This window comes from Ruegeria sp. K5, assembly GCF_056531805.1.
Map to the genome: position 1 here is coordinate 1 of NZ_JBQFML010000021.1, position 12,718 is coordinate 12,718.

Below are 12,718 nucleotides of genomic sequence, written 5' to 3' on the forward strand. Positions count from 1 at the left end.
ACGCGGAAGAAAGCCGGTTCCCATTCGTAAAAGAGGCGAAGCCCGGTGTAGAAAACAAAACCCGCAATGATTGCTGGCGCTATCCCGAACATGAAGAACGAAAGCATGGTCATCCCGAGGATCACCAGCAGATAGATCACGGGTAGGCCGCCCCATTCTGCGGGGCGGCTCAGGCCGCGAAAGACCGTATTGCGGCGCGGCATCAATCAGGCTCCGATGAACGTATCAGCGAGGCCGATAACAGCACCGACGACGATAGCGATTACAGGGCCTTTCAGCGAACCCCAGCCGAACACGTAGGCGAGACAGCCCCAGATGAAGCCGACAGCAGCAAGGCTGACGCCAACGACCTTCGAGTCGGCCAGTGTTTCGTTGATGAAATCGCCAATGGCATCTTGCAGCCAGCCAGCGGAGGCGGGCGCTGCGGTGATGATGAACGCAGTGATCGCGAAAAACGCCATCTGCTGGTAGAAGTGGGTTCTTTTCATAGGTCTTTACTCACTTTGCTTAGGATGATCCGCACGTAGTTGCGGGTTTCGGTGAAGGGGGGGACGCCGCCGTATTCGACGACGCGGTGAGGCCCGGCGTTGTAGGCGGCAAGCGCCAGCTTCCAGGTTCCGAACTCGCGGTACTGCGCCGCCAAATAGCGGGCACCACCGTCGAGATTTTCTGCAGGGTTCTTTGGGTTCACGCCCAGGTCTTTCGCAGTTCCGGGCATGAGCTGTGCGAAGCCATAGGCACCCTTGGGCGACAGAGCATCAGCGCGATACCGGCTTTCCTGCCAGACCAGTGCCATGAACAACTCGGCCGGAATGTCGTGCCGTTTTGCCGCTGCATGGATTTCTTTGACGATCCGCTCTTGCGACCAGCCGCCCGAGGATCTGCGAGGCCGCGGTGCCTTGCCCGCAATCTCGATCTTTTCCTGTGGCTTGGCCTTCGGCGCTTCCGGTTTTTCGTCAAGCGTGTACTCACGCATCCGGATTGGCCGAACGACGCCATTGACGATTTCTGCCCGCGCACCGTTGAGAAACACGCTGCCATCCGGTTCATACTCGATGACCTGGGCGCTCGCGCCGGTCGCCACAAATGCCGTGGAGACGAGCAGAAGGGGCCGCATTGCTGCGATCATTCGGATTTCTCCTTTGCTTGAGTTGGCGAGGAATTGGAGGGGTTCTGTTCGTTGCCGGTCGCGGCCACGTACTCATCGGTCCAGGACGGCGGAATGCTGACAGCATCCACCAACCAGCCTGCGAGACTTGCGTATTCTTCGCCACCAAGGGCCGAAGTCTTGCGAGCGATAGAGCGCGACAGAAACGAAGCTGCTACGCCGTGCTGCAGCAACAGCGAAATCAGAACGCACAGATCATGCAGATGGTATTCGAGGTCACTGCCAGAGCGAAAACCACCGCTATAGAACACTTCACGGGGTTTGATTGGCGACGCCGGATCATACCCGATGGTGACAAAGGCAGTGTGCCCTTGCGGAGTTTCAACGCGGCGTGTTTCAGCCAGCCGACGATCAGGAAGAACTTTGCGCGCTGGCTTGTTCATGACAAAGCTCCCTGCGCATCAAGTTCCGCTTGTCGGATTTGCATTGCGAAATCCACGTCAAGGCGCAGCTCATCGACCACTTCAAGCGGCATAACGATGTCCAGCCAGACACCTTCGCGGATCAGGTGAACGTGATAGGTGGCGTTTGGGTAAACGAACCAAAGGGCTTCATGCCGGTTCAGAACGTCGCGCGCGGTGTCGGCGTCGATTGTGCCTGACAGGTCGCAACCGAATTTCAGGGTTGCGTATGAGTTGGCATAGTCTGCTCGGCTGTTGCTTTTGATGAGAGCAGCGGCCTTTTCCGGTGAAGCAAAGCGGAACAGCTCTTTCGGACCCAACGCCTTGTTAACGTCTGCGTGCAGCTTCAAGGCTTTGTAGAGCCGATTTGCACGGACATACTCAAGATCATTGAGGACATGGAACATTTCGAGCGCGATCCCGAAAGCCGTGGCGCGGGCATCGCTTTCCAGCCAGTATTCGCGCATCGCGCGCTTGATGGTTGACCGTTCTCCGGCAAGGTGGCGGATTACGGTGAGAATGTCCTTACGGGCTTGCTCGAAGCTCTGGGCGGCAGGCACCCAGCGCCGATCAATCTTGCTTTCGATAGTGTCGAAGGCCACTGTGATCACCTTTCCGCCTTTCAAAAAATAGGTCAGTAGTTTTTACATAATTACTATTACGGGTACTTTTGGCCGGACGTCTGAGAGGGAGGAAATCAAACGCCCGGCCACCGTCATGAAGCCGTCACCGGCTCCACAAGAGGCCCATGCTCAGACCGATTTTCTCGGCCCTGAAGCCGTACCCCACTGTTCCAAAGACTTGCCAATTGGTGTCCTCGATCCGGGCTGTCCCACCGATGGAAAACGCTGAAGAACCCGAGTAGTAGCCGTACCCCAGAGTGACGGCCTGAACGGTTCCTTCTGAAAGTGTTGGCACTTGCGCTGCCAACGCGATAGCGACCCCATCGTTTGCAATGTCCGCGTTGCGGTCGACCTTTGATTCCAACTGGTTCACGCGACGATCTGTGTAGTTGTTCGCTTGGTTCAGGACGTTGGAATTGCCGTTGTCGATGTACTGACGAACTTCGGTGTTCAGATCTTCCAAGAGAACCGAGTCATTCTCGATTGTCTGACTGTTCACGGACCCTTCGGCCAAATCCTCGTTTTGGATTGTGCCGTTGGCGATGTCCTCAGTCGTTACGCTGTTGTCGATGATCTGAGCTGACCCAACCGAGTTGTCAGCAAGGTCCGCCTGCGTGACGCTGTTGTCGATGATCTGGGCCGATCCGACCGAGTTGTTGGCGAGGTCCGCCTGCGTGACGCTGTTGTCGATGATCTGGGCTGATCCAACCGAGTTGTTGGCAAGGTCCGCCTGTGTCACCGATTGGTCGAAGATCTGAGCCGATCCGACCGAGTTGTTAGCCAGGTCCGCCTGTGTCACCGATTGGTCGATGATCTGGGCCGATCCGACCGAGTTGTCAGCCAGATCCGCTTGCGTCACAGATTGGTCGATAATCTGAGCTGAGCCGACTGAGTTGTCGGCAAGGTCGTTCTGCGTCACCGATTGATCAATGATCTGGTCCGACCCGACAGAGTTGTCCGAAAGGTCCGCCTGCGTCACAGACTGATCAATGATCTGATCCGACCCGACCGAATTATCGGAAAGGTCATTCTGCGTTATCGAGCCGTCCTGAATGTCCGTGCCTGTGACAGATCCATCGGCAATGTCAGTGCCGGTTATTGTCCCGTTCTGAATGTCCGCACTGGTTACGCTGTTGTTGATGATCTGCGACGATCCGACAGTATTTGCACCGGGCGTTGCCGCCCCTGCCGCCTGAATGCGGTCATCAATCGCTTGGTTGATGGTCGTGTTCGAAATACACGCACGGCCCTGATCGCCGGGGTCGCCGCCGCCGCAAAGACGAATAGCACCATTGCCTGTGCCGGTTCCAACTTGAAGATTGCTACCGCCCAGGCTTTGCGCTGTTGCGGTGGTTGACAGGAGGCTAATCGCCACAATGCCAATCACTGCGCCAAAGGTGAGTGATTTGGCGCTGCCAGCTACCGTTTGGACATTCGCCGATATGGCGGGTCGTCGGTTGACTCCCCCCTTGCCGACATGATTCTTGGGGGCAGCATTGAGTGATGCTGTTTTTACCATAGTACAGTTACTCGCTTGATGTGTGAGGAATGCCCCAGATGGACTTGGGGGCGTTTCAGGTCCTGCCGGTTGTTGGCGCAACCGACAGGACCGCTCTTTGCTCGATTAGTTCCCTTCCTCTTGCTGCATTCCTGTTTCCAGTTCTTCAGCTCAGATACACCAGGGCTGACGTTTGCCGCCCCAATAGGGGCGTGCGAGCCCTTCTGAAATCAGGATGGCCCCCACCTCCTGACCGCCCGCACGCCCGACCGCCAAGAAACGGTCATGCTCGTCTAGTTCTTCTTGAACCTCCAGTTCCACTTGTCCTGCTGTTTGAATGATTTCTGTGAGCCGATCCTTGGCCTTTAGGCCCATTGCTTTTTCGGCTTCACATTGCGCTCGATAAGTCTCTGGCGTGTCAAAACCGACAAGCCTATAGCGGTCATCCCCGTGGTCGATGGTGTCACCGTCCACGGCATAAACTGCTGACGCAGGCAGATTTATTGTTGTTTTGCGCTGCCCGAACCGTTGATCGGCCAACATCACGCCAACCAGCGCCGCCGAGAATAGAAGAACCTTCTTCATGCGCCCTGCCCTCCGCGACGGATTGCAAAGCAGAAACCTTCGGCAACGGGGTAGAGCGCTCTCGCAATGAGGCACCCTACCCCGCGCCGTGCCGGGTGAGTGGCGGCAACTGTTCTCGCTATTTCAGGGGTTTTTTGTGGCCGCGAATCAAGCTGTGGTTGATTCGGCCAAAAGCCATCAACTTGTGTCGTCTTCGAAGACTGCGTTGGGATCGACTTTGCAAACACCGGTTTCACCCTCCACAAAGGGCACGGCCACGACCGTTGCCCCCAATGAAGCCGCCAAGCTCATCGCGCCTAACGCTGTCTTGACCACTCGATGTTCGATGTTTCTCTGAACGACAAGGACTTGCCTGACCTCGTCGTTGCCTTCTTTTGATCTTACGAAGAATTTCCATTCGCCGCTGATGGAGTTCCGGGCGTGTACGACTGGTGCCGTACAGTCTATTTCCAGAATACCCCCATCCTGCAACGCTTCCCGGAACCCATTTTCCAAAAGCACAGGTGTTAGTTCTCTCATAGGTTGCGGACTCCCATCGTTCAATGGAGTCTCTACTAGGGCATTGCGCCAATATGAAGTGCATAGCTGTCATCTCATCTACCTAGCTATCACAGGCATGTTACTAAATCAATGCCATTGCATTGAAACAGTGCAAATAAATTGCGTCAGAATTATGTTTTCAAATCACGGCAATGGAATGTCTTGATTCTGAAAAATTCAGCTTTGTCAAATCACAAGTTGCCAGACCCAACCAAAGTACAAGTGACCTAACCAAAGTATAGGTCTGGCAACGCGACACTTTACCGGCCCGTTTTTTCTCTCTTAAACCGTCTCTCAACCGTGGCGCGAACTATGCCCAAGGAAGCAAAGTACGGAGTTGGAAGTGCAATCAGGAATTGAAGTGAAGGTAATCCCCTTCAACTGCAGTGATGAAGATGATGTGTACCGGCGGCAGTTCCACAGAATGCGCAGCAACGTGTTCTGTGAGCGTATGGGCTGGGAGCTGGACAGCATCATGGGCTGCGAATACGACGAGTACGATTGTCACCTCACCAAGTATGTCCTGGCCATCGACAAGGAGAAGAAACAAGTTCTCGGCGGTGCCCGCCTACTCCGGACTGACAGGGAAGAATACGTAAACGCGCTTAGCCCTGACCCAAATTCGTACATGATCCGTGACGCATACCTGCAGCGCATCGAGGGCATCCCGTCGAACCTCTGCTTTTTGCCGCCCCCTGTATCCACCGACACATGGGAGCTGACACGCATTATCTCGAATGGGAAACTCCGCATCGCACCGCACGTTTTGCTGAAAGCCAACGAATACCTTCTGTCTGTCGGGGCGAAGCATTGCCTGTTCCTGGGCGCGCCGAGCTTCATGCGAATGGCTAAGATGATGGGTTTTTCACCCCGGCCAATGGGCAACTTGGTTTCTGATCAGCATTCGACGTTCCTTGCGTTCTCAACAAACGTCTGTGAAACGCCCAAAATGCCCAAGGCTATCCGGCCAAAGCCTAACCGCAGCCGAGCCAGCGGAGATCCTGTTGCAGAGCTGTTCAATGAACAGCGTGACCGGGTTGGCATCGTTTTCAAATGGAATACTGGCGAAGAACAGGTTCGTTGGTCGATCCCTTGGGACGGTCAGGAACCCGACGCCTCGTCATTCTTGAGGGTCAACTTGCCCACGCAAATGGCATCATAAACAATGCAATGATTGATTTTCATTGTGATTGATGTCAATGACAAGGAAGTTGACCGGTTGTCGTGTGCGTGACATCTTCAACCATGTCGTGTTTCCAAGTCAGAGAGGATTGTCATGACTCAATTGTCTAAATCAATCAAACTGGCGCTCTTGGTTTCGTCGTCTGCGATTGTCGCACCAACAGCGTCCTCAGCCTACCCAATCGACTGCGCGATCTTCCTGTGCCTCGCGGGCGGTTGGCCGAGTTCACCAGATTGCAATGCCGCTCGTGCAGAGTTCATTCGGCGCATAACCCCCTTGCCCGTTGAGCCACCGCTTCAGCTTTGGCGTTGTCCAATGGGCGCGGCGGCAGGATCTACCACCCTGTCACCGATGCAACGCCTCGAAGCCATCAAAGAGGTCAGCGCCAATCCGTTGCCCGAATTGCCGACTGACGATCAGGACACCCCTCAAGTTGTAGAGGCGTCTTTCTCGTCCGAGTCCTGGAACGCCTTGGGCACCACACAAGCCGCCGTTTGGAAGCCGCTCGATACATCGGGTATGCCTTGGGCTAATCTCGGGGACGGAACCCCTACCCTTCCAGCGCCCACGCTTGCCGCCGTAGATCTGTCGTCATCAGACTTTGATGTTGTGCGCTCGATCCGTGTCATCGACGTGCGCCACTACAGCTACAAGGTGCGCGAACGCGATGGACCATGCGAAGTTCGGTTGGATGTGGCAGTCGGAACCTACGATGCAAACGCCAACTTCCATTGGTCGGATCGAGCGTCGGGCGGACTGCCAAATTGGCTTCCCCTGCGCAAGCAATGTCCCAGCTATTTCCGGGGTGTTGGCGTCGAATGGTCGGACACTTTTGGTCGCTACGACTACGAGCTGGTCCGATATTAACCGACACAAAGTATAGCCGATGACCAAGACCCTGCCCACCACGTCTAGCGAGCCAAGCCCGATGCTGGTAGGGTCGCAGGCATATGAGAAAGAGAATCGGAAGGAGTTACCAAGACCCTTAAAATAAGAACCCCCGCAAGGCGGGGCCTCTACGGGGGGGATCTCTATGAATACGGTTTGGTCACCTAATTCATAGCGCACCTCCCACAAGACAGGCAAGAAAAAAACGCATTTGTGCGAACAGAAAAGTTTTGCCAGCTTTTGAGGCCCGTTTCGCCTTGCTTCACGAACGAGGAAGCAGAGCATGAAAACGAAAAAACAGGCGAAGTGCGCCCCCAAAAATGACGCGCAAAATTACAGCGCAACTCAGCGTGTGAGGTCTCAGGCATGAGTTTCCGTCACATCGCAACGGCTCAGGCGCAGCCCACAACGCGCTATCACAACGGTTTGCCCGAAGCCTGGAACCGTGACCGGTTTCGTCAACTGTGCGTTGTCTACGCTCAGATCATGGGACTATCAGCGCAGTGCATTCGAACACTTGAAATCATCATCGACCTGATTTCTCCGACTGCCTTTCGGGACGTTTCACAAGAACCGTTCTGCTATGCCAAACAGGAAACGCTCATCGCCATGCGCGGCCTGACAGACAAAACCATCTACAACCACGAGCGCGAGCTGGAACGCATCGGCCTGCTGGCTCGCAGGCTTGGCGCGAATGGTGCCAGATGCAAGCGCAAGGGCCTTGGCCTTTACCTGACCCCTGCCCTGAACCTCATTCCTGATATGCTGGACGCAGAGGAACGGGATCGAGCAGAGAAGAAGCAGCACGACGAGCTGCGTGGAGACCGCTCACGGCTGTATCGCTACGTCAAGGTCACTCTGACCACTCTGGCGGCGCTCCCCTGCCCTCCTGAAGCCTCTGACGAGCTTATGGACGAGTTTCGGTCGTGGCCGCGCTCTGACAAGCTGAAGTACATGACGCTGGAACGCCTCGCTGCGCATGTCCAGGCAGCACATGATCTGTGGAAAAGAGCAGAATCCTTTGTGAAGAAACCCACCAATATTTCGGGTGAACCCGAAGCTGGTTTCGGGTGCCATATACAAGACCAAATAGAAGATAACATTTTGTCCTGTAACGCCGATGGCGAGATAACAAGGCCCTCGGCTACCGCCTCGGAACCAAATTGTTCAGGCTCCGGGCCTGACGGCCCTCCGCATTGCTTAGAAAGCAAGTATGAGGCGGATTCCGAGGCACACAATCCCGAAAAGCTGCCCAAGATCAGCAACAGGCTGTTTTATGAGCTTGCTTCACCGGAACTGCGAATGCACATCGACATCGCTGGTGGCGGGATGGAAAACCCCAACCCGACTTGGTATGACATCGAGACAGGCACCTGGACACGATTGTCCGAAGTAGGCACCAACATTTCCGCATGGCAAGACGCTATCGCCCGGCTCAAGCCTTTGGGAGCTATGGTTGCCGGTTTGATCGCTGACGCACGGTTGTCAGATCCGAAGCAACCCCCCGTTGTCAGCCCAGGCGGATACTTCCGGGGGATGGTGAAGGCCGACGAAAAAGGCGACCTGAACCTGATTTCAAGTTTCATGGGTCTGTTGGCCCGCCGCGCCAAAGAGGACGAACAAAACCTAAGAATGTGATCGAGGTTCAATCACGCTGTTGTGAGCGGTTCTTGGCCGACGTTCGGCGCAATCGTCTTAAAGGATTGTAAATCTTGCGAAAAGGCACTGAAAACTTAGCCATGCCCCCTGCCCTATGGACGTTTGGGCGGAGAAATAGCCAGCAGACTTCCCCTTTTATTGTTCTCGGGGAAGTTGTACTTGGCATAAATTTTCATGGAGCATGGCAGAGTGTATAATCCAAGCGACCTAAACGGCTCTATCGTCACCGTGGATCAGCCTACCAACGTGGGCAACTACATCGAGGACCGTAAGTGGATCTCTGAGATTGCGAACTCGGGTTTCACGCTGATCATCAACTACACGCCTCTTGGCTTTAAGTATTACGACAGCACTTTCGACAAGGAATGGCAGACCGAATACATCGAAAAGAGCTATGTGTCCAAAGACCCGATCGTTCTTTCCGCCCTATCCTCTATTTCGATGACAAAGCGTTGGTCCGAAATTCGCTTGCCTGATCCCTGGAAGGTCTTTCAGGCCAGTGCCAAGTACGGTCTGATCTATGGTGTCTCGCTGAGCCGAACAAAGGGTTTCAAGAAGTCTCTGCTGACTGCGGCGCGGTATGACCGAGAGTTTGAAGATAGCGAATTGCAGAGCATTTCTGATTGGTTCGATAGTTTCGTTGACCTCGCCTCTGAAGCTGTTGAGCTGACCGAAAAAGAGGTTGAGGTTGTGCGTCTGTTGGCAATGGACATGGGCGTAAACGAGATTGCAGGTGAACTCGACTTGACCCCTGCTGCTGTGAAAGCTCGCTTGAAATCGGCAAGAAAAAGAGTGGGTTGCCGCACCAACTTCAGTCTCATTCACAAGGCCAGCCGCGCCAGCTTGCTTTGATCCTTGGCCGTCTATGCGGCTCTGCTTACTAATATTAATATCAATATTGCTGTTAATATGATATTGAAATCAATATTGAGTGTAATATTGATATTGACTTGTGCAGCCCGTCTTAATATCAATATCAAAACTAATATCAATATTACTATCGCCAGAGGCAGGCGAAGCAACGAAGGATAGAGCAGTGATCAGCATCAGTTTCGTGAACCCCAAAGGGGGCACAGGCAAGACGACATCGTGTTTCCTCTTGGCCGAGCAACTTGCGAAGATGGATTACAAAGTCGCAGTTTTTGACTGTGACCCGAACAACAACCTGGTCAATTGGCGCGACCGGCGCAAAGAGAAGGACGCTGAGCTGCCTTTCGAGGTTGTCGATGGACCTGCTGAGGACGAACTACTCGACCTCGTTGCGGCCTATGAGGACAAGTGCGAGGTGCTGTTGATGGACATGGAGGGTACGGCGTCACAGATCGTCACCTTTGCTATGTCCCAAAGCGACCTGTGCATTATCCCGTTTGAACCCACTCCGATGGAAACACGACAAGCATCACGTGCCGTTAAGCTGGTCCAGCGCACATCCAAGATGATCAACCGCGAAATCAAGTATTCATTGCTGATGGTCCGGACCAATGCCGCGTTTCAAACGAATGACGAGAAAGACGTTCGTGCCGCGCTGAATGGTGTGCCTGTTCTGGATACGGCGCTAGTGCGCCGAGCAGCATACACCCGCATTTTCCGCGACGCTGATTTGCTGGCTGAGCTGGACTCGGCAAAAGTATCGAATGTTGGCAAAGCGACCGTAAATGCCAAGGCGTTCGCAATGAACACCTTGGAACTGCTGAAAGGGTAGGGGACATGGGCAATTATGGTTTTGGTGACGACGACGACGACACCGATAGCGGCAGCGAGCCGACTAAGATCCCTCTCAAGAGCAACAGAAAGACCGTTGCCCCTGAAAAGCTGCAGGAAGCGGCAGAGGGCGGCGCTGATCTGGGTTTCGTCAGCCGTGAGCCCAATAAGAAACGACCCGCTGCCAAACAGGCCCCCAGACGCGCTGGACGCCGCCAGACAGAGCCGCAAGACAAATTCCTTGTGACTGGCCCCAAAAGGGTGCTGGACGCCTTCAAGGCGCGCTGTGACGAGCAGAATGTGCCGTATTGGCGGATGCTAGAGGAACTTATGGGGCCGGATGGTGACGAACAGACCTAACAAATGGCTACGTGCGCAGCTCCGTCCAGGCTGGACTTGATGGAGAAATCTGCTACTCAATTTCTAAACCTTTTTCGTGGCGAAAAAGGCATAACTGGCCCGCTTCGGCGGGCCTTCTTTTCTTCTAAACCGGGAGTGCGGCCTTGAGTACGCTCAACGCAAAACAACAGACTTATCAACGCCGTATTGAAACCCTGCAAAAAATGCTTGCTGCAACTGAAGATCCCAACGAGCAAACAAGACTGCAATTGGAAATCGAGCTTGAACAGCGCCTCTTGGAGCGGTTGAGCTAAGGGTGGATCTTCAATGAGCAAAGACATTCACGACATCGCCGCCGCCTTGAGGCTTCGCCTGGAACGGTCAGAGGCCAATCTGTTTCACTTTCTCCGGTCCTGCGAGATTGAAGAAACGGACAATGGCGGCAACTTTTACTGCAGTACACAGCTCGACGGTGCGTCAGTCCTTTTGCTGATTGCTAACCAGTCTATTCGCGTGACCAAAGGAGATCGCCGCGCTGTTCAGCACATCGACGTGGATTCCGCGCTGTTGTTCCAAGCCTGTCAGCACGCATTCCATGCCGCGAAAGAAGGGTAGGGCGTCAGGATCTCGGCCGCCATGCGACCGCCCAAATCTTTCCTGCCTTGTGTGCTAACCCCAGAGCGACCCTGCGAGGCCCCTTGTCATCGCTGGACCGTATAGCTTCTCTCGGTTTCGATGCGTCAATAACGCGAAGCAACCCGGTCACGCTTATGCAGTCGATTATCCCGGCTTCAGGCAAGGTGTCTAAGGCTCGCCAACCTGGGCCGTAGTAATAGGCCGCTCGCTCGTTTGTATCCGCGTCGATCAGACAAACCCGTTCTTCTTCTTCAGGCATGGTGCAGCCTTTCATTTTTGAACATCCGCAAAGACACTTGGGTTCGTGAAGCTGCGGACCTCGATGCCCTTGCCCCACGACAGTTTAATCCTCGCTTCCCATTCGGTCAGCTTTGCTATGCTGTTCATGCGTCTACGAACACCACGCAGGCTTTCCCAACGTCTCAGACGAAACCACTCCGTTCCCAGCTCTGGCGCAGATCCGCGCAGGCGACGACGATAGAACTTATGCAGTCGTTGTTCCGTCGCGTATGCCCAGGGCAACGACACCGAGTAGGCAATGGTTAGCTGTTCGCCAGACGCACGTTCTAACTCTCGCCGCCTTTCTTTTGTCAGCCGCTCCGTGAAACCGATCTTAAACAGATCCGGCTTGTCGCGGCTTACCATCAGATAAACCGTCCCTGTCTTTACTCGCTGCGCCAGCCAGCGAACTTCAGCGGAACGTCGTTTCTTGCTGCGTGATCGTCTCATTGCATATCTCAAACGCGGTTTAGGCCGGTAATTTCTCTGAATCCTACGCCGTATCAGAGGCGAGAAAAACAAGTTTCGACAAACCAAAGGTTGTCCGCTACGCATTGGACATCTTGAACGAACCAACTTTCGGATCGGCTATTCCAATGACAAAATATGCGGGCCTTCAGGCCCTTACAAAATCCTACGGCGAAAAGACCATCGAGCTATGTAAAGGTGTGCGTACCGTCCGCGACAAGGTTTTGAGCGAGCTGCCTGAATACCTTGGGTGCGACAAATCCAAGGTCTCAGGTGTTCCGCCGTTCTCAGATTTTGAGCCAGCCACTCAGTACAGAGACGCTTGCCTTAGCTCTCACGGCCAAGGTGTTACTTATCTCGAACCTATTCACCTGGGCATTTGCACAATCATCGACAATCAGGATGACGCGGGCTGGACTTGGGTTCGCACAGTGATCGAAATCTGGCTGCAGGGCGATGAGTTCATTGTTTCAGTTGGTGACGCGAAGCGAAAAGCCCATGTCTCGACGGACTGCACGCGAGGTATGGACGACCTTCTTGAGCTGATCCACCGAGATATAGAGGAAGCCTTTAGCCTGGAACTTCATGAGGCTATAGGGGCCAATAGAATAGGGTTCAAAAAGCCGACGAGCTGACACTGGCAAATCCCGCGCCTATGGGCGCGTGACCGCGTGCTAGTCGGACGCCGGCAGACCGGCCTCCGACCCGAACCAATCAAGTGCGATCTCCCTGTGGCCCAGGTGCGGATAA

General features: G+C 54.5%; 18 protein-coding genes. 9 read left to right on the forward strand and 9 right to left on the reverse strand.

Annotated elements, in window-relative coordinates; translation table 11 throughout:
• The 8 genes from ACR0MO_RS21295 to ACR0MO_RS21330 form a co-directional block, all read right to left on the reverse strand.
• The coding region (locus ACR0MO_RS21295; RefSeq protein ID WP_480893225.1) for a VirB3 family type IV secretion system protein at positions 1 to 203 on the reverse strand (203 nt) is incomplete at its 3' end.
• A gap of 3 nt (positions 204 to 206) precedes the next feature.
• Positions 207 to 488 (reverse strand): HAD family hydrolase, encoded by a 282-nt coding sequence (locus ACR0MO_RS21300; RefSeq protein ID WP_170574749.1) that lies wholly within the window; start codon positions 486 to 488, stop codon positions 207 to 209.
• On the reverse strand, positions 485 to 1,129 hold the full coding sequence (locus ACR0MO_RS21305) for a lytic transglycosylase domain-containing protein (RefSeq protein WP_480893226.1): 645 nt from the start codon (positions 1,127 to 1,129) through the stop codon (positions 485 to 487). Before ACR0MO_RS21305 ends, ACR0MO_RS21300 begins: the two co-directional genes overlap by 4 nt.
• Positions 1,126 to 1,551, reverse strand: coding sequence for a TSCPD domain-containing protein (locus ACR0MO_RS21310; protein WP_480893228.1), 426 nt, complete (start codon positions 1,549 to 1,551; stop codon positions 1,126 to 1,128). The genes ACR0MO_RS21305 and ACR0MO_RS21310 overlap by 4 nt, the downstream gene beginning before the upstream one ends.
• Positions 1,548 to 2,171: a hypothetical protein gene (locus tag ACR0MO_RS21315; protein ID WP_480893230.1), complete on the reverse strand. Its 624-nt coding sequence runs from the start codon at positions 2,169 to 2,171 to the stop codon at positions 1,548 to 1,550. Before ACR0MO_RS21315 ends, ACR0MO_RS21310 begins: the two co-directional genes overlap by 4 nt.
• A gap of 124 nt (positions 2,172 to 2,295) precedes the next feature.
• Positions 2,296 to 3,567, reverse strand: coding sequence for a YadA-like family protein (locus ACR0MO_RS21320; RefSeq protein WP_480893232.1), 1,272 nt, complete (start codon positions 3,565 to 3,567; stop codon positions 2,296 to 2,298).
• 294 nt (positions 3,568 to 3,861) lie between these two features.
• Complete coding sequence (locus tag ACR0MO_RS21325; RefSeq protein WP_480893233.1) at positions 3,862 to 4,275, reverse strand: thermonuclease family protein; 414 nt, start codon at positions 4,273 to 4,275, stop codon at positions 3,862 to 3,864.
• A 177-nt stretch (positions 4,276 to 4,452) separates the two neighbouring features.
• Positions 4,453 to 4,794: a hypothetical protein gene (locus tag ACR0MO_RS21330; RefSeq protein WP_480893235.1), complete on the reverse strand. Its 342-nt coding sequence runs from the start codon at positions 4,792 to 4,794 to the stop codon at positions 4,453 to 4,455.
• 364 nt (positions 4,795 to 5,158) lie between these two features.
• On the opposite strand from ACR0MO_RS21330, the gene ACR0MO_RS21335 reads away from it, so the two are divergent.
• The 8 genes from ACR0MO_RS21335 (at position 5,159) to ACR0MO_RS21370 (ending at position 11,200) form a co-directional block, all read left to right on the forward strand.
• Complete coding sequence (locus ACR0MO_RS21335) at positions 5,159 to 5,977, forward strand: acyl-homoserine-lactone synthase (RefSeq protein WP_480893237.1); 819 nt, start codon at positions 5,159 to 5,161, stop codon at positions 5,975 to 5,977.
• Between the two features lie 336 nt (positions 5,978 to 6,313).
• Complete coding sequence (locus tag ACR0MO_RS21340; RefSeq protein WP_480893239.1) at positions 6,314 to 6,865, forward strand: hypothetical protein; 552 nt, start codon at positions 6,314 to 6,316, stop codon at positions 6,863 to 6,865.
• 387 nt (positions 6,866 to 7,252) lie between these two features.
• Positions 7,253 to 8,524 (forward strand): helix-turn-helix domain-containing protein, encoded by a 1,272-nt coding sequence (locus tag ACR0MO_RS21345; RefSeq protein WP_480893241.1) that lies wholly within the window; start codon positions 7,253 to 7,255, stop codon positions 8,522 to 8,524.
• Positions 8,525 to 8,734: 210 nt separating this feature from the next.
• Positions 8,735 to 9,397, forward strand: coding sequence for a helix-turn-helix transcriptional regulator (locus tag ACR0MO_RS21350; protein ID WP_480893243.1), 663 nt, complete (start codon positions 8,735 to 8,737; stop codon positions 9,395 to 9,397).
• A gap of 184 nt (positions 9,398 to 9,581) precedes the next feature.
• Entirely contained in the window at positions 9,582 to 10,247 is a 666-nt protein-coding gene (locus ACR0MO_RS21355; RefSeq protein ID WP_480774517.1) for an AAA family ATPase, read from the forward strand.
• Positions 10,248 to 10,252: 5 nt separating this feature from the next.
• Entirely contained in the window at positions 10,253 to 10,606 is a 354-nt protein-coding gene (locus tag ACR0MO_RS21360) for a hypothetical protein (protein ID WP_480893245.1), read from the forward strand.
• A 143-nt stretch (positions 10,607 to 10,749) separates the two neighbouring features.
• Entirely contained in the window at positions 10,750 to 10,899 is a 150-nt protein-coding gene (locus tag ACR0MO_RS21365) for a hypothetical protein (RefSeq protein ID WP_480774519.1), read from the forward strand.
• 13 nt (positions 10,900 to 10,912) lie between these two features.
• Complete coding sequence (locus tag ACR0MO_RS21370; protein ID WP_480893247.1) at positions 10,913 to 11,200, forward strand: hypothetical protein; 288 nt, start codon at positions 10,913 to 10,915, stop codon at positions 11,198 to 11,200.
• A 291-nt stretch (positions 11,201 to 11,491) separates the two neighbouring features.
• Here ACR0MO_RS21370 and ACR0MO_RS21375 read toward each other — a convergent pair whose 3' ends face one another.
• A complete protein-coding gene (locus tag ACR0MO_RS21375; RefSeq protein ID WP_480893249.1) occupies positions 11,492 to 11,950 on the reverse strand; it encodes a GIY-YIG nuclease family protein in 459 nt (152 codons plus the stop codon).
• A gap of 146 nt (positions 11,951 to 12,096) precedes the next feature.
• Between ACR0MO_RS21375 and ACR0MO_RS21380 the strand changes: the two genes are divergently transcribed.
• Positions 12,097 to 12,603: a hypothetical protein gene (locus ACR0MO_RS21380; protein ID WP_480893251.1), complete on the forward strand. Its 507-nt coding sequence runs from the start codon at positions 12,097 to 12,099 to the stop codon at positions 12,601 to 12,603.
• The last annotated feature ends 115 nt before the right edge of the window (positions 12,604 to 12,718 follow it).